This is a genomic window from Caldovatus aquaticus (assembly GCF_019458025.1).
GTDB lineage: Bacteria > Pseudomonadota > Alphaproteobacteria > Acetobacterales > Acetobacteraceae > Caldovatus > Caldovatus aquaticus.
On the sequence record NZ_JAHZUY010000020.1, the window covers coordinates 1 to 19,714 of the forward strand.

At 77.2% G+C, this 19,714-nt stretch carries 20 protein-coding genes; 14 read left to right on the plus strand and 6 right to left on the minus strand.

The annotated features are described in order from the left end of the window. The 11 genes from K1J50_RS09350 to K1J50_RS09400 all read left to right on the plus strand — a co-directional run. Positions 1-642: TSCPD domain-containing protein (locus K1J50_RS09350; protein ID WP_456304556.1), on the plus strand; the 642-nt coding region annotated here is incomplete at its 5' end. 44 nt (positions 643-686) lie between these two features. After that, the gene (locus K1J50_RS09355; RefSeq protein ID WP_220117448.1) at positions 687-1,157 is read left to right on the plus strand and encodes a RidA family protein; all 471 of its coding nucleotides are present in this window, start codon (positions 687-689) and stop codon (positions 1,155-1,157) included. Between the two features lie 79 nt (positions 1,158-1,236). Next, positions 1,237-1,959 (plus strand): MarR family winged helix-turn-helix transcriptional regulator, encoded by a 723-nt coding sequence (locus K1J50_RS09360; protein ID WP_220117449.1) that lies wholly within the window; start codon positions 1,237-1,239, stop codon positions 1,957-1,959. After that, positions 1,956-2,705 (plus strand): hypothetical protein, encoded by a 750-nt coding sequence (locus K1J50_RS09365; protein ID WP_220117450.1) that lies wholly within the window; start codon positions 1,956-1,958, stop codon positions 2,703-2,705. The genes K1J50_RS09360 and K1J50_RS09365 overlap by 4 nt, the downstream gene beginning before the upstream one ends. A gap of 66 nt (positions 2,706-2,771) precedes the next feature. Further along, positions 2,772-3,941: a GNAT family N-acetyltransferase gene (locus K1J50_RS09370; protein WP_220117451.1), complete on the plus strand. Its 1,170-nt coding sequence runs from the start codon at positions 2,772-2,774 to the stop codon at positions 3,939-3,941. Positions 3,942-4,007: 66 nt separating this feature from the next. Then, positions 4,008-4,475 (plus strand): plasmid pRiA4b ORF-3 family protein, encoded by a 468-nt coding sequence (locus K1J50_RS09375; RefSeq protein WP_220117452.1) that lies wholly within the window; start codon positions 4,008-4,010, stop codon positions 4,473-4,475. A 4-nt stretch (positions 4,476-4,479) separates the two neighbouring features. Then, on the plus strand, positions 4,480-5,373 hold the full coding sequence (locus tag K1J50_RS19575; RefSeq protein ID WP_369413563.1) for a DMT family transporter: 894 nt from the start codon (positions 4,480-4,482) through the stop codon (positions 5,371-5,373). Then, positions 5,370-7,385 carry a DNA/RNA helicase domain-containing protein gene (locus K1J50_RS09385; RefSeq protein WP_220117453.1) on the plus strand — a complete coding sequence of 672 codons (2,016 nt, stop codon included), beginning with the start codon at positions 5,370-5,372 and terminating at the stop codon, positions 7,383-7,385. The genes K1J50_RS19575 and K1J50_RS09385 overlap by 4 nt, the downstream gene beginning before the upstream one ends. A 14-nt stretch (positions 7,386-7,399) precedes the next feature. Next, the gene (locus K1J50_RS09390; protein ID WP_220117454.1) at positions 7,400-8,272 is read left to right on the plus strand and encodes an endonuclease/exonuclease/phosphatase family protein; all 873 of its coding nucleotides are present in this window, start codon (positions 7,400-7,402) and stop codon (positions 8,270-8,272) included. Beyond that, positions 8,269-9,561, plus strand: a complete 1,293-nt coding sequence (locus K1J50_RS09395; RefSeq protein WP_220117455.1) for an MFS transporter — start codon at positions 8,269-8,271, stop codon at positions 9,559-9,561. Before K1J50_RS09390 ends, K1J50_RS09395 begins: the two co-directional genes overlap by 4 nt. Beyond that, a complete protein-coding gene (locus K1J50_RS09400) occupies positions 9,558-10,433 on the plus strand; it encodes a polyphosphate kinase 2 family protein (RefSeq protein WP_220117456.1) in 876 nt (291 codons plus the stop codon). The genes K1J50_RS09395 and K1J50_RS09400 overlap by 4 nt, the downstream gene beginning before the upstream one ends. Positions 10,434-10,454: 21 nt before the next feature. Here K1J50_RS09400 and K1J50_RS09405 read toward each other — a convergent pair whose 3' ends face one another. The 4 genes from K1J50_RS09405 to K1J50_RS09420 form a co-directional block, all read right to left on the minus strand. Continuing rightward, entirely contained in the window at positions 10,455-11,972 is a 1,518-nt protein-coding gene (locus tag K1J50_RS09405; protein WP_220117457.1) for an MFS transporter, read from the minus strand. Positions 11,973-11,988: 16 nt separating this feature from the next. Continuing rightward, a complete protein-coding gene (locus K1J50_RS09410; protein ID WP_220117458.1) occupies positions 11,989-12,945 on the minus strand; it encodes an acetyl-CoA carboxylase carboxyltransferase subunit alpha in 957 nt (318 codons plus the stop codon). A 72-nt stretch (positions 12,946-13,017) separates the two neighbouring features. After that, the gene (locus K1J50_RS09415) at positions 13,018-13,959 is read right to left on the minus strand and encodes a tyrosine recombinase (protein WP_220117459.1); all 942 of its coding nucleotides are present in this window, start codon (positions 13,957-13,959) and stop codon (positions 13,018-13,020) included. 13 nt (positions 13,960-13,972) lie between these two features. Next, complete coding sequence (locus K1J50_RS09420; RefSeq protein WP_220117460.1) at positions 13,973-14,119, minus strand: hypothetical protein; 147 nt, start codon at positions 14,117-14,119, stop codon at positions 13,973-13,975. A gap of 94 nt (positions 14,120-14,213) precedes the next feature. On the opposite strand from K1J50_RS09420, the gene aroB reads away from it, so the two are divergent. The 3 genes from aroB to K1J50_RS09435 are packed head-to-tail and all read left to right on the plus strand — an operon-like array spanning position 14,214 to position 18,121. Continuing rightward, positions 14,214-15,911 (plus strand): 3-dehydroquinate synthase, encoded by a 1,698-nt coding sequence (aroB, locus tag K1J50_RS09425; protein WP_220117461.1) that lies wholly within the window; start codon positions 14,214-14,216, stop codon positions 15,909-15,911. A 40-nt stretch (positions 15,912-15,951) separates the two neighbouring features. Beyond that, on the plus strand, positions 15,952-17,139 hold the full coding sequence (locus K1J50_RS09430; RefSeq protein ID WP_220117462.1) for a glycosyltransferase: 1,188 nt from the start codon (positions 15,952-15,954) through the stop codon (positions 17,137-17,139). Next, positions 17,126-18,121, plus strand: a complete 996-nt coding sequence (locus K1J50_RS09435) for a class I SAM-dependent methyltransferase (RefSeq protein WP_220117463.1) — start codon at positions 17,126-17,128, stop codon at positions 18,119-18,121. Before K1J50_RS09430 ends, K1J50_RS09435 begins: the two co-directional genes overlap by 14 nt. Positions 18,122-18,163: 42 nt before the next feature. Here the strand turns inward: K1J50_RS09435 and K1J50_RS09440 are convergent, their stop codons facing one another. Continuing rightward, a complete protein-coding gene (locus K1J50_RS09440; RefSeq protein ID WP_220117464.1) occupies positions 18,164-18,952 on the minus strand; it encodes a DUF2182 domain-containing protein in 789 nt (262 codons plus the stop codon). Positions 18,953-19,014: 62 nt separating this feature from the next. Next, positions 19,015-19,653 carry a DUF1326 domain-containing protein gene (locus K1J50_RS09445; protein WP_220117465.1) on the minus strand — a complete coding sequence of 213 codons (639 nt, stop codon included), beginning with the start codon at positions 19,651-19,653 and terminating at the stop codon, positions 19,015-19,017. Positions 19,654-19,714 lie beyond the last annotated feature (61 nt).

Sequence of the window (19,714 nt, forward strand, 5' to 3'; positions counted from 1 at the left end):
GGGCCGGCGGCGCGGCGGGCGATGGAGGCGGCGGTCGGCCCCTTCCTGCAGGCCGATCCGCCGGTCCCGGTGGCGGTGCCGGCGGCGCTCCCGGCGGTGCCGGTGCCCGCGGCGGGGCCGCGCCGCCCGCCGGCCGCGGCCTCCGCCGCCCGGCGCAACGGGATCACCTGGCGGGTCAGCGTCGGCGGCCACCGCATCGCGCTGCGCACCACCGAGGACGCCGCGGGCGGCCTGGTCGAGATCGCCGTCACCCTTTCCAAGGAAGGCGCTGCCTTCCGCAGCCTGATGGACGCGCTGGCGCAGGCGGTCAGCCTCGGCCTCGCCCGCGGCGTGCCGCTCGCCGACTACGTCGAGGCCTACGCCTACACCCGCTTCGGGCCCGCCGGGACGGTCGAGGGCGATCCCGACATCCCGCGCGCCACCTCCTTCCTCGACTGGATCTTCCGGCGCCTGGCGCTCGACTATCTCGGCCGGCGCGACCTGCCGCAGCCGAGCGAGGAGGATTGCGCGCCCGACGCGCTGGGCAGCGCCGCGCGGCAGGTCCTGCCGCTGCTGCCGCTGGAGCTGCCGCCGGGGCGGCCGGCGCCGCGCCGCGTCGCGCGGCGGCGGCCGGCGCGGGGGTTGCGCGCCGCCGGGGGCTGATCCACTCCTCCGCCCCGCCGCTGCGGAAGAAGAAGGAGGACGACATGGCCGCCGGACGCATCGAGGACCGCCTGCGCGCGCTGGGCATCCGCCTGCCCGAAGCGGCGGCGCCGATCGCCAACTACGTCCCCTTCTGCGTGACCGGGAACCTGGTGGCGGTCTCGGGCCAGCTCCCGCTCCAGGACGGCGCGCTGACGGCGACCGGCAAGCTCGGCGCCGGCGTGTCGCTGGAGCAGGGGCGCGCGGCGGCGCGGGCCTGCTTCCTCAACCTCGTGGTGCAGCTCCGCGCGGCCTGCGGCGGCGATCTCGACCGGGTGCGACGGGTGGTGCGGCTCGGCGGCTTCATCGCCTGCACGGCGGAGTTCACGCAGCACGCGCAGGTGATGAACGGCGCCTCGGACGCGGCGGTGGAGATCTTCGGCGAGGCCGGGCGCCATGCCCGCACCACGGTCGGGGTGCCCTCCCTGCCGCTCGACGCGCCGGTCGAGGTCGAGGGACTGTTCGAGATCGCCTGAGCCCGGGGTCGCGGCGGCGCGGCCCGCGCCGTGTCGGGTTTCCGCTTGCATGATTAGGAATCCTAACTATACTGGGCGCATGTCCGCCGCGCCCGAGCCGCTGCCGACCCGCATCGCCGCCGGCCTCGCCCGGCTCTCGATCGCGCTCCGCGCCGGGCAGTGGCGGCTCGCCGAGGCGCACGGCCTCTCCGCCACCCAGGCGCAGATCCTCGGCCTGCTCGCCGCCCGCGCCGCCGAGGCGGCGCCGCTGCGGCCGGCGGCGGTGGCGGAGCAGCTCGGCATCACCCGCGCCACCGCCTCGGACGCGCTGGCCGCGCTGGTGCGCAAGGGGCTGGTGGCGAAGCGGCCCGATCCGCGCGACGGCCGTGCCGTCGCCCTGGCGCTGACGGCGACGGGCGCGGCGATGGCGCGCGCCGCCGGCGACGCGCCGGCGCTGCTCGCCGAGGCGGCGGCGGTGCTCTCGCCCGCCGACCAGGCGGCGCTGCTGCGCCTGGTGGTGAAGATGATCCGCGGCCTGCAGGAACGCGGCGCCATCGCGCCGGCGCGGATCTGCGTCACCTGCCGCTACTTCCGCCCCCACCTCTACGACGACCCCGCGGCGCCGCACCGCTGCGACTTCGTCGGCGCCCCCTTCGGCGACGCGGCGCTGCGCGTGGACTGCGCCGAGCACGCGCCGGCCGCGCCGGCGGCGGCCGCGGCGGCCTGGCGGCGCTTCGACGCCGGCCCGGCGGCGCCCGCGGCGCCGGCGCCGGCGCCGTCCCCGCCCGACGCCTTTCCCTCTGCACGGAGCGACCAGCCATGAGCGAGCGTCTGCGTGCCCTGCTGCTTGCCGCCGCCTGCCTCGGCCCCGCCGGCGCCGCGGCGGCGCCCGCCGCGATCGAGAGCCCGCCCGGCGGGCCGAACGGCGCCCCGGCCGAGCCCGCCTTCGACATCGTCCGCACCGAGATCCGCCTCGCGGGCGAGTACCTCGTCTTCCGCATGCAGGTCGCCGGCCGCGCCGGCGCCGTGGTGCCGACCCCGACCGGGCGCCAGGAAGGGGCCGAGGCCTTCGCCTATGTCTGGCCGACGCGTCTCGACAGCGCGGCGGTCGGGTTCGAGCCGGGCCAGGGCATCCTCGCGCTCGCCGCCACCGCGCATCCCGATTTCGACGACACGCCGCTCGAGGACGAGAACGGCGACGGCAACCCGAACAACGACGGCGGCGTCTGGCACAGCCACTGGGTGGTGCTGGTGCCGGACGAGGCCTGCGGCCCCGGGGCGCTCAAGGTGCGCGACATCCCGCCGGGCGCGCGGCCGCGCCTGCCGCCGACCTGGCCCGGCCTGCCGATCCTGCTCGACAGCCCGGGCCACCGGCCGGCGATCGCCGGGCCTGTGGCGGAGATCCGCATCCCGCGCGCGCGCATCGCCGCCGAGACCGCGGGCGTCGCCTTCGACGGCGTGACCGCCGGGCTCCGGGTGAACGCCAGCCTGCACGCGCCGCTGCTCTGCGTGGCGCGGGTGTTCGACGTCGCCTCGGGCGGGCTGACGCTGCCGGGGCGGATCGAGTAGGCGGGGCGCGCGGCGGCCGGCGCGGGCGGCTTGCGCGCCGCCCGGCCGGGCCGACATGCTGGGGCGATGCCCGACGGCGCCGCCGCCCTCTCGCTCTCGCTCCACGCCCGCATCGCCGAGATCCCGGCGGCGGAGTGGGACGCCTGCGCGGGCGGGGACAACCCGTTCGTCTCGCACGCCTTCCTCGCCGCGCTCGAGGAATCCGGCTCGGCCACGGCGCGCGCCGGCTGGCTGCCGCAGCACGCGGCGCTGCGCGACGCGGCCGGCCGGCTCGTCGCCTGCGCGCCGTGCTACGTGAAGAGCCACTCGCGCGGCGAGTACGTCTTCGACTACGCCTGGGCCGAGGCGCTGGAGCGCGCGGGCGGGCGCTACTATCCGAAGCTCCAGGTCTGCGTCCCGTTCAGCCCGGTGCCCGGGCCGCGGCTGCTGGTGCGGCCGGGCGCCGGGGTCCCGGCCGCCGCCCTGGCGCGGGGGCTGGTCGAGGCCTGCGGCGCGCTCGGCGCCTCCTCGGTGCACGTCACCTTCTGCACCGAGGCGGAGGGGGCCGCCCTCGGCGCGGCCGGGTGGCTGCGGCGGACCGGCGTGCAGTTCCACTGGCACAACGCCGGCTATGCCAGCTTCGACGACTTCCTCGGCGCCCTCTCCAGCCGCAAGCGCAAGCAGATCCGGCGCGAGCGGCGCGACGCCCAGGCCTCCGGCCTCGTCCTGCGCACGCTGCGCGGGGCCGAGATCACGCCGCGGCACTGGGCGGCGTTCCACCGCTTCTATCGCAGCACCACCGACCGCAAGTGGGGCCGCAGCGCCTACCTGACGCCGCAGTTCTGGCCCCTGCTCGGCGAGCGCCTCGGCGACGCCGTGGTGCTGATGCTGGCCGAGCGCGACGGCGAGCCGGTGGCCGGGGCGCTGAACCTGCTCGGGCGCGGGGCGCTCTACGGGCGCAACTGGGGCGCGGTGGTGGACGTGCCGTTCCTGCACTTCGAGCTCTGCTACTACCGCGCCATCGAGTTCGCGATCGCGCACCGCATCTCCCGCGTCGAGGCCGGGGCGCAGGGCGAGCACAAGCTCCAGCGCGGCTACCTGCCGGTGCCGACCCACTCCGCGCACTGGATCGCGCATCCGGGGCTGCGGCGCGGGGTGGCGGAATTCCTCGCCCGCGAGCGGCGGGCGATGGAGGAGGAGATCGCGGCGCTCGCGGCGCTCTCGCCCTTCCGCAGGGAGGGCGAGGAGGCGGCGTAGCGGAACCGGCTGGCCCGGATCGCCGCCGCCTGCTGTGATGGGCGCGGGAAAGGGGAGGACAGCGGGATGGCGGGGTCCGGCACGCACATCCTTCGTGTGGCGCTCGCCGACGATCCGGGGGTCTTCCGGGAGATCGAGCTTCCCGGCGGCCGCTCGCTCCATCGCCTGGCCGAGGCCGTCACCCGCGCCTTCGGCCGCGATTGCGACCGCGCCTTCGGCTTCTCCAGCGGGCGGACGCAGCGCACGCAGAGGGCGGGGCGGCCGGTCTTCGCGCTGTGCGCCGAGAGGGAGGGGGACGACAGCGACGCGGGAAGCGTGAAGAAGACCACGGTCGCCGAGGCGTTCCCGAGGATCGGCCACCGCATGACCTTCCTCTTCGACTGCGGCGACGCGTGGCTGTTCCGCGTCGAGATGACGGGGAGCGGCCGCAGGGCGCCCCGGACCCGGTGTCCGAGGATCGTCGCCCGCGCGGGCGAGGCGCCGCCGCAGTATCCCGCGTGGGACGAGGAGGAGAGCGGGCGCGGCGACGCCTGAGGTTGTGGCGCTCCTTCCCGCCTACCTCCAGCTCGCCGCGGCGATGGCGCTGGTCGGCGCCAATGTCGGGGTGGCCAAGCTGCTCGCCGAGGCGCTGCCGATCCCGCTGGTCGCCTGCCTGCGCTGCGCGCTCGCCTGCCTCGTGCTGTGGCCGCTGGCGCGGGCGATGGAGGGGCGCGTGCGGCCGGAGCGCGCGGCGCTCGGCAACCTCGCGCTGCAGGCGGCCTTCGGCACGGTGCTCTACAACATCGGGCTGCTCGCCGGCCTGCGGCTGACGACGGCGCTCGAGGGCGGCCTGGTGCTGGCGACGCTGCCGGCGGTGGTCGGCATCGGCTCGGCGCTCTGGCTGCGCGAGCGGCTGTCGCCGCGGCGCGCGGCGGCGGTGGCGCTCGCCGCGGGCGGCATGGCGGCGCTCACCCTGGCCCGGCTGGGCGGCGGGGGAGCGGGCGGCTCGGCGCTCGGCAACGCGCTGGTCTTCGCGGGCGTCTGCGGCGAGGCGATGTACGTGCTGCTCGCCAAGCGCCTCGCCGGCCGCGTGCCGGTGGTGACCGCCTCGCTCTGGATGCAAATGCTGAGCGCGGCGATGCTGCTGCCGCTGGCCCTGCCCGGCATCGGCGCCGCGGCGGCGCTGGCGGAGCCGCGCCTCGCCGGCCTGCTGGCGTTCCATTCGCTGACCGCGAGCGTGCTCTGCCTGCTGCTGTGGTATGCGGGGCTGCGGCGCGCGCCGGCGAGCGTCGCGGGGGTGTTCACCGCCTTCCTGCCGGCGACGGCGGCGGCGGTGGCGGTGACGCTGCTCGGGGAGGCGTTCACGGGCGTGCACGCGGCGGGGTTCGCGCTGATGCTGGGGAGCGTGCTGCTGGCGACCTGGCCGCGGAGGGGGGAGACGCGGCGGGGATGAGGGCGTGGCTCTCGCTGTCCGTGCCGGAGCTGCTGGCCCTGGCGCCGCGGGACGTGGCGGCTCGGCTCGCCTTCGCGCAGGCCGCGCGCCACGCCACGCTGGAGCTGGCGCAGCGCAACGCCTGGGAGGCCGAGGCGCGGCTGCTGCAGGCCGCCCTGGCCGGGGCGCCCGGAGGCTGGCGCGTGCTGCTGGAATACGACCTGCTGCGCCTGGAGAAGCGCGTGGACGCGGTGCTGCTGACCGACCGCGCCATCCTCGTGCTGGAGTTCAAGCACGGCGCCCGCGGCTTCGCCGCCGCCGACCTGCGCCAGGCGGAGGACTACGCGCTCGACCTGCACGACTTCCACGCCGGCAGCCGCGCCCATCCCGTGGTGCCGGTGCTGGTGGCGACCGAGGCGCCGGCCCCGCCGCGCTTCGATCCGCCGCTGCTCTGGCACGGCGTCGCGCCGGTGCTGCGCGCGAACGGCGCCGGGCTCGGCGCGCTGATCGCGGCGGTGCAGGCGGCGATCGGCCCGCCCCCGCGCCCGCTCGATCCCCTCGCCTGGGAGGCCGCGCCCTACCGCCCCGTGCCGACGGTGCTGGAGGCGGCGACGCTGCTCTGGCGCCGCAACTCGGTGGCGGAGATCGCCGCCGCCCGCGCCGACGCACCGAACCTGACCCGCACCGCCGCCGCCATCGCCCGCGCCATCGGCGCCGCGCGGGCGGAGGGGGCGCGGAGCGTCGTCTTCGTCACCGGCATCCCCGGCGCGGGCAAGACGCTCTGCGGGCTGAACGTCGTGTTCGGCGCGCTGCGCGAGCACGGCGCCGCCTTCCTCACCGGCAACGTGCCCCTGGTGGCGGTGCTGCGCGAGGCGCTGGCGCGCGACGCGGCGCCCGAGGGCGGCAGGGCGCTCTCCGCCGCGCGCAGCCGGACGCGCACGGCGCTGCAGAACGTGCACCGCTTCCTGGAGCATTACGTCGTCCACCCGGACCATGTCCCCGAGGAGCGCGTCATCGTCTTCGACGAGGCGCAGCGGGCCTGGGACGCGCGCCAGGCGACGCGCGACACGCAGCGCCGCGTGAGCCGCCTGACCATGAGCGAGCCGGCGCACACGCTGGAGATCATGGGCCGCCACCGGGGCTGGGCGGTGATCGTGGCGCTGATCGGCAACGGGCAGGAGATCAACACCGGCGAGGCCGGCCTCGCCGAATGGGGCCGCGTCATCGCCGCCGACCCGCGCTGGCGGGCCGTGGCGGCCCGGCGCGTGGTGGAAGCGACGGAGCCGACGCAGCGTCTGGCGGATGGGCCGACGCCGTGGCTGACCTTCGACGACGACCTCGACCTCGCCGTGCCGGTGCGCAGCATCCGCGACGCCGCGAGCGCCCCCTGGGTGGACGCGGTGCTGCGGGGCGACGCGGCGGCGGCGCGCGCCATCGCGCGGGAGGCGGGCGGCGTGCCCTTCCTCCTCACCCGCGACCTCGCCGGGATGCGGGCGGGGCTGCGCGCCCTCGCCCGCGGGCTGCGGCGCGCCGGGCTGGTCGCCTCGGCCGGGGCGAAGCGGCTGCGCGCCGAGGGGCTCGGCGTGCAGGTGCCGGAGGTGGCGGACTGGTTCCTCAACCGCTGGCCGGACGTGCGCAGTTCGGAGGCGCTGGAGACCTACGCCACCGAGTACGACTGCCAGGGGCTGGAGCTGGACCTGGTCGGCCTCGCCTGGGGCGGCGACTTCCTGCGCACGGAAGCGGGCTGGCAGGCGCGCCGCTTCGCCGGCGACCGCTGGCAGGTGGTGCGGGGCGAGGAGGAGCGGCGCTTCATCCGCAACACCTACCGCGTGCTGCTGACCCGCGCGCGCTACGAGACGGTGATCTGGGTGCCGCGCGGCTCGCCCGCGGAGGATCCCTGGCACGACCGCACCCGCCCGGCGGCGGAGATGGACGCCGTCGCCGCGTTCCTCCTCGCCTGCGGCGCGCGCCCGCTGGACGCGGCCCTCGCCCCGGGGCACCAAGCGGGCGAGCCGGTCCGGTCCCTGCTGTGAGTCGCCGCCCGCCGATGCACCTTCTCCTCCTCGTCCTCGTCCTCCTCCTCGTCGCGCCGGCCGCGTCGCGCGCCGAGACCGAGCTCAAGATCGCCACCTGGAACATCGCCTGGCTCAGCACCAGGCCGGCGGGGCATCCCGACCTGCCGCCCGGCTTCCGCGGCCGCACCGAGGACGACTTCGCCCGCCTGCGCCGCTACGCGGAACGCCTCGCCGCCGACATCGTCGCGCTGCAGGAGGTGGACGGGCCGGAGGCCGCGGCGCGGGTGTTCGACCCCCGCCGCTACGAGATCCACCTCACCGACGAGACCGACCTCCAGCGCCCCGGCTTCGCCTGGCGCCGCGGCCTCGCCGTGACGCGCAACCCCGACCTGGTCGGGCTCGACCTGCGGCCGGCGGCGCGGCTCTCGCTGCGGCGCGGCGCGGACATCACCGTGCAGACGCCGGGCGGCTCGCGGCTGCGGCTGCTCTCGGTGCATCTCGCCGCGGGGTGCCACTTCGACCCCCTCGGCGCGCCGGGCCGCCCGGCCTGCGGCACGCTCGGTCAGCAGGCGGCCGTGCTCGCCGGCTGGATCGCGGAGCGCCGGCGCGAGGGCGCGCCGTTCCTGATCCTCGGCGACTTCAACCGCCGCATCCCGGCCGATGACCGCGACGAGCTGATGCAGACGCTGGAGCGGGCGGCGCCGCTGCTGCGCGCGACCCGGGGCCTGTCCAACCCGTGCTGGGGCGGGGAGCATTTCATCAGCCACATCCTCGCCGGCGGCGCGGCGCGCGGCTGGGTGGTGCCGGGCAGCCTGCGCGTGCTGGTCTACGAGGAGCGCGACCGCAGCTTCCGCGAGCGCCTCTCCGACCACTGCCCGATCAGCGTGCGGCTGCGCCTCCCGTGAGCGCCGCGTCCCGCGATCCCGGCGCCGCGGCGGCGCCCTCCTTCGCCAGCGTCATCCTGCCGCTGGCCGCGCTCAACATGCTCAACCAGGCGAGCCGGGCGCTGGTGGCGGTGATCGGGCCGCTGCTCGCCCTGGAGTTCGGCCTCTCGGCGAGCGAGCTCGGCATGCTGGCGGCGGCCTTCTTCGCCTCCTACGCGCTGACGCAGCTTCCCGTGGGCCTCGCGCTCGACCTGTTCGGCTCGCGCCGGGTGCAGGCCGTCCTCGCGCTGGTGGCGGGGGCGGGGTTCGCGCTCTCCGCGGCGGCGGAGGCGGCGTGGCTGCTGGCGGCGGGGCGGTTCGTCACCGGCATCGGCGTCGCCGCCGGCTTCATGGCGATGATCAAGACCGCGACCGAGTGGTATCCGCGCCACCGCGTCGCCGCCGTGACCGGCACCGGCGTGTTCCTCGGCGCCGCCGGCGGGTTGCTCGCCACCCTGCCGGCGCAGTGGCTGGTGCCGCTGCTCGGCTGGCGCGGGCTGTTCGGGCTGCTGGCCGCCGCGGCGCTCGCGGTCGCGCTGTGGATCCGGCTCGTGGTGCCGGAGGCGCCGCCCGGCGCGCCGCCGCGCCGGAGGCGCCGCCCGCTCGGCGCCGAGGTGGCGGAGTTCGGCCGCATCTTCGCCCATCCCGCCTTCCTGCGGCTGGTGCCGGCGGTGGCGCTGATGACCGGCCTCACCTTCACCTATCAGGGCCTGTGGGCCGGGCCCTGGCTGCGCGACGTCGGCGGGCTCGGCGAGGAGGCGCGCGCCGGCGTGCTGTTCTGCTTCGCGCTCGGGCTGATGGCGGGCAGCCTGCTGAACAGCCGCCTCGCCTCGGCGCTGCAGCGGCGCGGGGCGGACCCGATGCTGGTGCCCTGGTGCGGCATGGCGGCGATGGTGGCGCTGCAGCTCGCCCTCGCGCTCGCCGCGCCGCGCGACCCGCTGCTGGTGACGCTGCTCTGGACCGCCTTCGCCTATGTCAGCGCCACCGGCCCCGCCTCCTACGCCGCGGTCGGCCACCACTTCCCCTCCGACCTGGCGGGCCGGGTGGCGACGGCGATCAACGCCACCATGCTGGTGCTGGTCTTCGTGCTGCAGGGGGCGATCGGGGCGATCCTCGACCTGTGGCCGCGCACCGCCGCGGGCGGCTGGGCCCCCGCGGGCTACGCCTGGGCGCTGCTGCTGACGGCGGGCCTGCAGGCCGCCTCCGCCCTGTGGCTCGCGCTCGGGCCGCGCCCCGGGGCAGCGGAGGAAACCGGGAGCGGGACGGGATGAGCATCGGGGACATGCGGCGCCTGCTGGCGCGCTACCGGATCGAGGGCGGCGCGGGCTTCTCCCTCGCCGGCCACGCCCCCGCCGACACCGGCGGGCTCGGGAAGTCCGAGGCGGAGGCGCTGCTGCGCAAGGGGATCGAGCGCCTCGCGCGCGGCCAGGACATGCTCTGGGCGCAGGACCGCTGGGCGGTGCTCTGCCTGTTCCAGGGGATGGACGCGGCGGGCAAGGACAGCGCCATCAAGCACGTCTTCACGGGGGTCAATCCGCAGGGCTGCCACGTGACGAGCTTCAAGGCCCCGGGGCCGGTCGAGCTCGACCACGACTTCCTGTGGCGCCACGCCGCCGCGCTGCCGGCGCGCGGGCAGATCGGCATCCACAACCGCTCCTGGTACGAGGAGGTGCTGGTGGTGCGCGTGCACCCGGAGCTGCTGGAGCGCCAGAGGCTGCCGCCGCGGCTGGTCACGGAGCGGATCTGGGAGGAGCGGCTCGCGGACATCGCCGCCTTCGAGCGGTATCTCGCCCGCCAGGGCGTGGTGGTGCTGAAGTTCTTCCTCCACCTCTCGAAGGAGGAGCAGCGCCGGCGCTTCCTCCGGCGCATCGAGAAGCCGGAGAAGAACTGGAAGTTCGAGGCGCGCGACGTGGCGGAACGGCGCCACTGGGACGCCTACCAGGCGGCCTACGAGGCGGCGATCCGCGCCACCGCCGCGCCGCACGCGCCGTGGTTCGTGGTGCCGGCCGACCACAAGTGGTTCACGCGGCTGGTGGTGGCGGGCGCGCTGGCGGAGGCGCTGGAGGGGCTGGACCTGCGCTATCCGACGCCGAGCGCGGAGGAGCGGGCGGCGCTGCGGCGGGCGCGGGAGGAGCTGGAGTAGGGCGGGACGGACCCGCCCCGTTCACAGCCGCCGGTCCGGCGCCCGCGCCGCGAGCCACGCCCCCGCCGCCGCCATCAGCGCCGCCGCCAGGAAGGCCGCGCGGAAGCCGCCCGCCAGCGCCTCGCCGAGCGCCGCGCGCTCGGCCTCCGTCATCGCCGCCAGCGCCGCCGCGCCGCCGCCGACGCGGCGCGCGAACAGCGCCGCCGCTGCCGGATCGGCCGCCGCGAGTGTCGCGAACAGCACCACCCCCATCAACGCCGTGCCCGCGGCCGCCCCCAGCGCGCGCGCGAATTGCAGCGAGGCCGCCGCCTGGCCGAGACGCTCCCGCCCCGCCGCCACCTGCACCGTCGTCTGCACCACCGGAAAGGAGGTGCCGAGGCCGAAGGCCACCGCGCCCAGCACCCAGGGCAGCGCGCCCGTCGGGATGGACCCGACCGCGAACGCCACCGCCGCGAGCAGCGCCGCCGCCACCCCCATGCCTATCGCCGGGAACACCATCGTCCGCCCGCTCCAGGCGACCAGGCGCCCGATCGCCAGCGCCCCGACGCTGCCGCCCGCGGCGAGCGGCAGCATGGCGAGCCCGATCTGCGCCGGGCCGATGCCGCGCGCCACCTCGAGATAGACCGGCACGAAGGTGATCAGCCCGACCAGCGCGGCGCCGACGCAGGCGGCGATCGCGTCGCCGCGCCAGATCGCGGGAATGGCGAGCAGGCCGAGCGGCAGCAGCGGATCGGCCGCGCGCCGCTCCTGGCGGATCAGCAGCACCCCCGCCGCCGCCGCCACCGCCGCGCAGGCGAGGCCGAAGGGCAGCGCCTCCGCCGAGAGCTTCTGCGCCCGCTCGAGCGCCAGCATGGTCGGCACCACGCAGGCGACGAACAGCGCGAGCCCCGCCCAGTCGGCGCGGAAGGCCCGGCGCGCCGCCGCCTCCCGCGCCGCGTCGGCGGCGGCCGTCTCCGGCGGCGGCCGCAGGCGCAGCGTCAGGACCGCCGCCGCGGCGGCGACCGGCAGGTTCACCAGGAACACGGCGCGCCAGCCGAACTGCTGGGTCAGCACGCCGCCGACCAGCGGCCCGAGCGCGTTGGCGAGCACGTAGGTGCCGCCGAACCAGGCCTGGAAGCGGATGCGCTCGCGCGGCGGGATCGCCTCGCCGATCAGCGCCTGGGCAAGCGCGATCAGCCCGCCGCCGCCGAACCCCTGCACCAGCCGCGCCGCGGCGAGCAGCGTCAGGCTCGGCGCGAGGGCGCAGGCCACCGAGCCCGCCGCGGTGACGCCGAGCGCCACCAGCATCATCCGCCGCCGCCCGAAGGCGTCGCCGAGCTTGCCGTAGACCGGCGCGGCGAGGGTGGTGGCGAGCAGGTAGCCGACCATCACCCAGGACAGCCGCTCCACCTCGCCGAGCGCGGCGGCGATGGCGGGCAGCGCGGTGGCGACGATGGTCTGGTCGAGCGCGGCGAGGAAGATCGCCGTGCCGGCGGCGGGGAAGTGGCGGAGGAAGCGCCGGCGCAGCTCGGCCGGGCTGAGGGGGGCGGCGCCGGACACGGCGGGCGGGGCGCCTTCAGACCACCCCGCTGCGGCCCATCTCCAGGAACTTCTCGCGCCGGCGCGCGCGCAGCGTGGCGCCGTCGAGCGCGAGCAGCGGCTCGAGCAGCTCGGCGATCTGGCGCCCGACGGCGGCGATGGCAGCGGCGGGGTCGCGGTGGGCGCCGCCGAGCGGCTCCGGCACCACCGCGTCCACCAGGTTCAGCCGGCGCAGGTCCTCGGCGGTGAGCTTGAGCGCCTCCGCCGCCTGCGCCGCGTGCGCCGCGTCGCGCCAGAGGATCGAGGCGCAGCCCTCCGGCGAGATCACCGAATAGACCGCGTGCTCGAGCATCAGGATGCGGTCGGCGGCGGCGAGCGCGATGGCGCCGCCCGAGCCGCCCTCGCCGATGATGGTGGCGACGAAGGGGACCGGGGCCTCGAGGCAGGCCTCGATGGAGCGGGCGATGGCCTCGGCCTGGCCGCGCGCCTCGGCCTCGATGCCGGGGAAGGCGCCGGCGGTGTCCACGAAGGAGAGGATCGGCAGGCCGAAGCGGCCGGCGAGCTCGATCAGGCGGCGCGCCTTGCGGTAGCCCTCCGGGCGGGCCATGCCGAAGTTGTGGCGCACGCGGCTTTCGGTGTCGTGGCCCTTCTCGGTGCCGAGCACCAGCACGGCGCGGCCGCGGAAGCGGCCGAGGCCGCCGATCACCGCGGCGTCGTCGGCGAAGGCGCGGTCGCCGGCGAGCGGCGTGAACTCCTCGATCAGCGCGGCGATGTAGGCGGAGGCGTGGGGCCGGTCCGGATGGCGCGCGACCAGGGTCTTCTGCCACGGCGTGAGCTTCGCGTAGGTGGACCGGAGCAGCGCCTGCGCCTTGTCGCGCAGGCGGCCGATCTCCTCGGCGACGTCGATGCCGCCGGCGTCGGTGGTGCGCCGCAGCTCCTCGATCTTGCCCTCGAGCTCGGCGATCGGCTTCTCGAAGTCCAGGAAGTGGCGCATCCGGGTCCCCTCGGCGGGGCGGACCTAGCGGAAAGCGGGGAACGGGGGAAGCCGGGCGGCCGTGCCCGGCGCTCAGCCCGCCCCCGCGCCGTCCCGGCCGAGCGGGTGGTGCTCGGCGACCACCTTGCGCAGGCGCTCCTCCAGCACCTTGGTGTAGATCTGCGTCGTCGCGATGTCGGCATGGCCGAGCAGCACCTGCAGGCTGCGCAGGTCTGCGCCGCGGCCGAGCAGATGGCTGGCGAAGGAGTGGCGCAGCACGTGCGGGCTGACGCGCGCGGGATCGAGCCCGGCGGCGAGCGCCGCGTCCTTGAGCAGCAGCGCGAGGCCCTGGCGCGTCAGGTGCCCGTTCGCGGCGCGGGAGGGGAACAGCCAGCGCGCCGGCTTCGCCCCCGGCTTGCGCCGGGCCGCGAGGGCGGCCAGCGCCGCCTCCCGTGCGCGGCGGGAGATCGGGACCAGCCGTTCCCGGCCGCCCTTGCCGCGCACCGCGATCAGGTCGGCATCGGGGCGCAGCGCCCCGGCCGGCAGGGCGATCAGCTCGCTGGCGCGCAGGCCGGAGCAGTAGAGCAGCTCGACCACGGCGACGGCGAGCGGGCCGCGGGCGCCCGGCAGCCGGGCGGCGCCCGCGATCAGCGCCTCGACCTCGGCCTCGGTCAGCGCCTTGGGCAGGCTGCGCGGGGCCCTGGGGCCTTCCAGCAGCTCGGTCGGGTCGTCGGCGCGCACCCCCTCGCGCACCAGGAAGCGGTGGAACTGGCGCAGGGCGGAGAGCCGTCGCGCCGCTGTGCGCGCCGCGAGGCCGGCATCGGCGAGGTGGGCGAGGTAGGCGCGCAGGGTCGCGGCATCCGCCTGGTGCACCGCGCTTCCGCGCGCGGCGGCGAAGCCGGCGAAGTCGGAGAGGTCGGCGCGGTAGGCGGCGAGGGTGTTGCGCGCCGCGGCGCGCTCGGCGGCGAGCATCTCGAGGAAGGCCTCGACGTGCCGGCCGGGCGGCAGTCCGTGCGGCAGCGGGGCTTCCGCCATCGCGCCCGGGCGCCTAGCGGGTCTGGAACCGCTCGTTCGGCAGGGTCCGCTCGACCGGCTGCGGCGTCACCGAGGGCGGGAAGGCCCCGATCGCCAGCAGCCCGATCGCCAGCACCCCTCCGACGATGGCGGCGAGCAGCAGGATGGGGCGGCGGAACATCGGACGGCAGGCCTCCTCGCGCGCGGCGGGGGGTGTGCTAGCTTTGGCCATCGTGCAGCGCAACACCGCCCCGGAGTCCGTTGCCGACCCGGACATGACCGAGTCGCCGGCGATCCTACCATCTCCCCTGCCCGCCCGGGCCGGCCCCGGGCCGGGGCGGGAGGCGCGGAGCATCGTGCTCGTCGGCCTGCCGGGCGCCGGCAAGTCGGCGATCGGGCGCCGGCTCGCGGTCCGGCTCGGCCTGCCCTTCGTGGACGCCGACGCGGAGATCGAGGCCGCCGCCGGCCAGAGCATCGCCGAGATCTTCGCCCGCTACGGCGAGCCGCATTTCCGCGACGGCGAGCGGCGGGTGATCGCCCGGCTGCTCGCCGGCCCGCCGCTCGTGCTCGCCACCGGCGGCGGCGCCTTCGACGACCCGCGCACCCGCGAGGCGGTGCGCGCCTCCGGCGCCGTCTCGGTCTGGCTGAAGTGCCGCCTGCCCACCCTGGTCCGGCGCGTCGCGGGCCGCGAGCACCGCCCCATGTTCGTCGGCCGCGACCCCGCCGAGGTGCTCGCCGCGCTGATGGAGCGCCGTCACCCCTTCTATGCCGAGGCCGACATCGTGGTGAACTGCACCGACGAGAGCCCCGACGCCACGACGCGCCGCGTCGCCGAGGCGATCGCGGCGCACCGCCCGCCTGCGCGCCTGCGCGTCTGCCTCGACGGGCGCGGCTACGACATCCTGGTGGGCGAGGGGCTGCTCGCCCGCGCCGGGGGGCGTATCGCGCCCGTGCTGCCCGCGCGCCGGGTCGCGGTCGTCACCGACACGGCGGTGGCGGCGCTGCACCTGCCGGCGCTGCGCGAGGGGCTCGCCGAGGCGGGCATCGCCGTCGCCGCGGAGATCGCGGTGCCGCCGGGCGAGGCGAGCAAGGACTTCGCGCGGCTGCAATCCGTGCTGGAACGGCTGCTCGCCGCCGGGGTGGACCGGCGCACGGCGGTGGTCGCGCTCGGCGGCGGGGTGGTGGGCGACCTCGCGGGCTTCGCCGCGGCGGTGGCGCTGCGCGGCCTGCCCTTCGTGCAGGTGCCGACGACGCTGCTCGCCCAGGTGGATTCGAGCGTCGGCGGCAAGACCGGGGTGAACCTCGCCGCGGGCAAGAACCTGGTCGGCGCCTTCCACCAGCCGCGCATCGTGCTGGCCGACATCGGCACCCTCGCCACCCTGCCGCCGCGCGAGCTGCGCGCGGGCTATGCCGAGGTGGCGAAGCACGGGCTGCTGCAGGGGCCGCTCTGGGAGTGGTGCGAGGCGCATGGCGCGGCGGTGATCGCGGGCGACCGCGCCGCGCAGGCCCATGCGGTGCTCGAGTCCTGCCGGCTGAAGGCGGCGGTGGTCGCCGCCGACGAGCGCGAGGAGAGCGCCGAGGGCGGCCGCGCGCTGCTCAACCTCGGCCACACCTTCGGCCACGCGCTGGAGGCGGAGTGCGGCTACGACGGCACGCTGCTGCACGGCGAGGCCGTGGCGGTCGGGCTCGGGCGCGCCCCGCCGCGGGGGGGGCGGCGCCGGCCCAGCGCGCGGGGGCGGCCGGGGCGGGTGATCGAGCACCTGCGGGCCTGCGGCCTGCCGGCGCGGCTCGCCGACCTGCCGCGGCGCTTCTCCGCCGCGGCGCTGCTCGCGCGCATGGCGAAGGACAAGAAGGTGCGCGACGGCAGGCTGCGCTTCGTGCTGCTGCGCCGGCCCGGCGACGCCTTCACCGCCGCCGACGTGCCGCGCGAGGCGGTCGAGGCGCTGCTGCGCGAGGAGGGATGCGCGGCGTGACGCGACGCCGCGTCGCGCCCGGCGCGCGCGAGGGGGCCGGATGCCTCCCTGGGCCGAGGTCCTGATCGCCGGCGCGGGGGCGCTGGCCTGCGCGCTCCTCTGGGCGGCGGCGGCGCTCCTGCACCTGCGCCGGCTGCGCCTGCCGCGGCGGCACCGGACGGGGCCGGTGACGCTGATCCTGCCGCTGACCGGCGCCGCGCCGGGGCTGGAGGCGCTGTTCGCGGCGCTGGCGGCGCAGACGCTCGCGCCGCGGCGGCTGCTGGTGGCCGTCGAGTCGGAGGAGGACCCGGCCGCCGCCCGGGCCCGCGCCCTCGCGCCGCTGCTGCCCTGCCCGCTCGAGGTCGTGCTCGCCGGCCGCTCCGACCGGCGGGCGCAGAAGAACACCAACCTGCTCGCGGCGCTGGCGCGGCTCGACGGGCGGGAGGGCTGCGTGGTGCTGCTCGACGCCGACATCCGGCCGCAACCCTGGTGGCTCTCGGCGCTGGCCACGCCGGTGCTCGACGGGGAGGCGGCGCTGGTGACCGGCTACCGCTGGCCGCTGCTCGACCGCGCCGGGCCGGTGCCGCTGCTGGTCGCCTGGCTCGACCGCACCATCGCGCTGCTGCCGAAGCTCCGGCGGCTGCGCGTGGTCTGGGGCGGGTCGCTGGCGATCGCGCCCCGCGCGCTGCCGGCGCTCGACCTGCCGCGGCTGCTCGACCGCACGCTGTCGGACGACCTCTCGATCGGCGCCCGCGCGGCGGAGGCGGGCTTGCGCGTGCTGACGCGGCGCGCCCTGCTGCTGCCGACCCCGACCGAGGGCTCGGCGCGCGCCGTGTTCGCCTTCATGCGGCGGCAGCTGCAGCTGATCCGTCTCTACCGCCCCGGCTGGTGGTGGGGGGCGGCGGTCGCCGTGCATGCGGCGCTGGCGTCCTGGGCGTGGCTCGCGGCCCTGGCGATCGCCGGGTCGGCGCCGGCCCTGGCGCTGCTCGCGGCGGTCTCGGCCTGCGGCGCGGTGCGCTGGCGGGCGATGGCGGCGGTCGGGTGCCGGATCGGCGTCGCCGACCCGCCGGGGGGGCGCGCGGCGCTGCTCGCGCTCGCGCTGCTGCCGCCGCTCCCCGAGGGGTTCCTCTGCGCCCTGCTCTGGGCGAGCGCGCGCACCCGGCGCATCCGCTGGCGGCATGTCGAGTACGAGGTGAGGGGGCCGGACGACGTGCGCGTCGCGCGGCGCTTCGCCCATGCGCGCGCCTGAGGCGCGCCGCGACGCGGGCGGCGCGGCGCCGGACGCGGGCGCGCCGCTGCCCGCCTGCCCGATCACCGGCGAGCCGGCCGTGGCGCGGGTGCAGACCGTCTCGGCGCGGCTGCTCCACGACCTGTGGCGGTATTCGCACGGCGTCGCGCCGACGCCGCTGCGGCGCGACGGGGCGCGGATCGGCCTCTACCGCTCGCCCTGCGGCCTGATGTTCTTCCATCCGCGCCTCGAAGGCGATGCGGAATTCTACGGGCGCTTCTACCGCCGCTGGCGCGTGCATGCGCGGATCGGCCGCTTCGCCGCAGAGCGGGTGGAATACCTTGCCGCCGCGGCGCATGTGCGGCCCGGCGACCGGGTGCTGGAGGTGGGCGCGGGCAGCGCCCACTTCGCCCCGCACCTGCCGCCGGGGGCGCGCCACGTCGGCCTCGACCCGCACGCCGGGGAGTATGCCGGCGCCGAGGGCATCCTCGCCGAGACGGTGGAGGAGCACGCCGCCCGCCGGCCGGAGGCCTACGACGTCGCCTGCGCCTTCCAGGTGATCGAGCACGTCGCCGAGCCGCGCGCCCTGGCGGCGGGGATGCTGCGCTGCCTGCGGCCCGGCGGACTGCTGATCCTGGTCGCGCCGCTCTGGCCCTCGGCGATCACGCGGGTGCCGAACTTCGCGCTCAACGCGCCGCCGCACCACCTGACCTGGTGGAGCGAGCGCGCCTTCGCCGCGCTCGCGCGCGTGCTCGGCCTCGAGCCGGTGGCGATCGAGCGCCTGCCGCCGACCCCGCACCAGGGGCTGATCCACTGGATGGAGCGGCTCTCCCCGGTGCTGGCGCGCGACGAGGGGCCGTATTTCCGGCCGCGCTGGCGCTGGCACCTGGGCCTTGCCGGCGCCTACCTGATGGCGCGGCTCGCTTATGCGGTGCGCCCGCTGCCGCGCGGTGCGACGCCGATGGACGTGATGCTGGTGGCGCGCAAGCCGGTGCGGGGGTGAGCGGCCCGGCCGGCCGCTCCACGCCTCCGGCGGCCACGGCGCTCAGCCGGCGAACGCCGCCGCGAGCCCCGCCGCCCCCCAGGCGACGAGCCCGGCGCCGAGCACCCGGCCCACAAGCGGCCCGCCCGGCAGCAGCTTCTCGGCCAGCACGAGCAACGCCAGCCCGGCGATCCAGGCGAGGTTCATCACCCCGCCCGCGAACAGCAGCGCCATCATCGCCCAGCAGCAGCCCAGGCAGTAGGCGCCGTGCCGCGCGCCCATCGCGAAGGCGCCGCCTGCACCCCCGCCGCGCCAGTGCGCGGCGAGGAACTCCACCGGCGAGCGGCAGTGCCGCAGGCAGGCGCGCTTGAGCGGCGTGAACTGGTAGATCCCGGCGCCGAGGAAGACAAGGCTCGCCACGGCGGCGCTGCCGAGGGCCGTGCCGGGCGTGAGCAGGGCGACGCGCTCCAGCCCCCACTGCGCCGCCGTCGCGGCCAGCGCGAACCCGCCCCAGACCGCGACATAGCCGAGCGCGAACAGGAAGGCGCGCCGCCCGCCGCGCGCGGGATCCCTGCGGCGCGACACCGTGGCGTGGAGCAGGATCATGGGCGCCGCGCTCGGCAGCATCATCGCCAGCATCATCAGCGCCCACATCAGCGCCACGAGGGCGGCATGCCCGGGCGACCAGGGCATGGCCATCGGCATGGCCGCGTCGGTCATCGCCGCCCGCACGTCCATGCCCGCGCCGGCCAGCAGGTAGCCCCAGGCCAGGACCACCACGGCCGCGAGCGCGGCGGCGGCCACGCGGCGGTCGCGGCGCAGCACCCGGTCGAGCACTCCGGCCTCGCTCATGGGAATCCCCCGGGCAGGCAGCGCGGGGCCGGACCGCTCCGGTCCCCGACCCCGCCCCGACGTCAGGCGGCGAGGCCCGTCGGCGTCTGCACCACGCGGGCGAGCGAGCTGTGTCCCTCGGGCACGGAGAACCGGATGCCGCCGGTGCTCTCGATGCGCGAGCTCGCGATCTCGGCCTCGATGTGCTCGAAGCCATCCGGGATCACCAGCTGGACGCGGTGCGGGGCGCCGGTCACCGGGTTGCGGATCGGCCGCGTCTCGGTCTCCAGCACGCCCGGTATCGAGACGCGCGCGGTGCGCCCGTCCAGGTCGAACCCCACCGCGATCGGCGCGAAGATCGGGTCGAGCAGCTGCGAGCAGATCAGGCCGAAGATGTGGAACAGCGTGCCTTCGTCCGAGTGCTTGCCCGACAGGATCTGGAACAGCGCGTCGCGCTGCTCGGGCGTGGCGCGCTCGTCGATGATCGGCTGCGCCGTGCCGTTGCCCTCGTGCAGCGGGCCGGGGAAGTGCACGGTGACGAAGAAGCTCAGGCCGTCGAGGCGCGTCGGCCCGAAATGGCCCCGCTCGATCCGCATGCCGAGCAGGCCCTTGCACCAGCCCTGGGTCGGGCGGGCGTTGAAGTCGCAGGGGCAGCCGAAGGCGCAGCTGCAGTTCTTGATCCAGTCGCCCTGGAGACGCCAGTCGGTGCGCTGTTGCGGCATGGTCGCGCTCCTCCCTCGGATTGCCTGGCGACGCGCGGCCGTCATGGGCGGGCGGACAGGC

Coding starts and splice junctions, on each gene's coding strand:
- K1J50_RS09355 (WP_220117448.1), top strand. CDS start 687: ATGGCCGCCGGACGCATCGAGGACCGCCTGCGCGCGCTGGGCATCCGC.
- K1J50_RS09360 (WP_220117449.1), top strand. CDS start 1,237: ATGTCCGCCGCGCCCGAGCCGCTGCCGACCCGCATCGCCGCCGGCCTC.
- K1J50_RS09365 (WP_220117450.1), top strand. CDS start 1,956: ATGAGCGAGCGTCTGCGTGCCCTGCTGCTTGCCGCCGCCTGCCTCGGC.
- K1J50_RS09370 (WP_220117451.1), top strand. CDS start 2,772: ATGCCCGACGGCGCCGCCGCCCTCTCGCTCTCGCTCCACGCCCGCATC.
- K1J50_RS09375 (WP_220117452.1), top strand. CDS start 4,008: ATGGCGGGGTCCGGCACGCACATCCTTCGTGTGGCGCTCGCCGACGAT.
- K1J50_RS09385 (WP_220117453.1), top strand. CDS start 5,370: ATGAGGGCGTGGCTCTCGCTGTCCGTGCCGGAGCTGCTGGCCCTGGCG.
- K1J50_RS09390 (WP_220117454.1), top strand. CDS start 7,400: ATGCACCTTCTCCTCCTCGTCCTCGTCCTCCTCCTCGTCGCGCCGGCC.
- K1J50_RS09400 (WP_220117456.1), top strand. CDS start 9,558: ATGAGCATCGGGGACATGCGGCGCCTGCTGGCGCGCTACCGGATCGAG.
- K1J50_RS09410 (WP_220117458.1), bottom strand. CDS start 12,945: ATGCGCCACTTCCTGGACTTCGAGAAGCCGATCGCCGAGCTCGAGGGC.
- K1J50_RS09415 (WP_220117459.1), bottom strand. CDS start 13,959: ATGGCGGAAGCCCCGCTGCCGCACGGACTGCCGCCCGGCCGGCACGTC.
- K1J50_RS09420 (WP_220117460.1), bottom strand. CDS start 14,119: ATGTTCCGCCGCCCCATCCTGCTGCTCGCCGCCATCGTCGGAGGGGTG.
- aroB (WP_220117461.1), top strand. CDS start 14,214: ATGACCGAGTCGCCGGCGATCCTACCATCTCCCCTGCCCGCCCGGGCC.
- K1J50_RS09430 (WP_220117462.1), top strand. CDS start 15,952: ATGCCTCCCTGGGCCGAGGTCCTGATCGCCGGCGCGGGGGCGCTGGCC.
- K1J50_RS09435 (WP_220117463.1), top strand. CDS start 17,126: ATGCGCGCGCCTGAGGCGCGCCGCGACGCGGGCGGCGCGGCGCCGGAC.
- K1J50_RS09440 (WP_220117464.1), bottom strand. CDS start 18,952: ATGAGCGAGGCCGGAGTGCTCGACCGGGTGCTGCGCCGCGACCGCCGC.
- K1J50_RS09445 (WP_220117465.1), bottom strand. CDS start 19,653: ATGCCGCAACAGCGCACCGACTGGCGTCTCCAGGGCGACTGGATCAAG.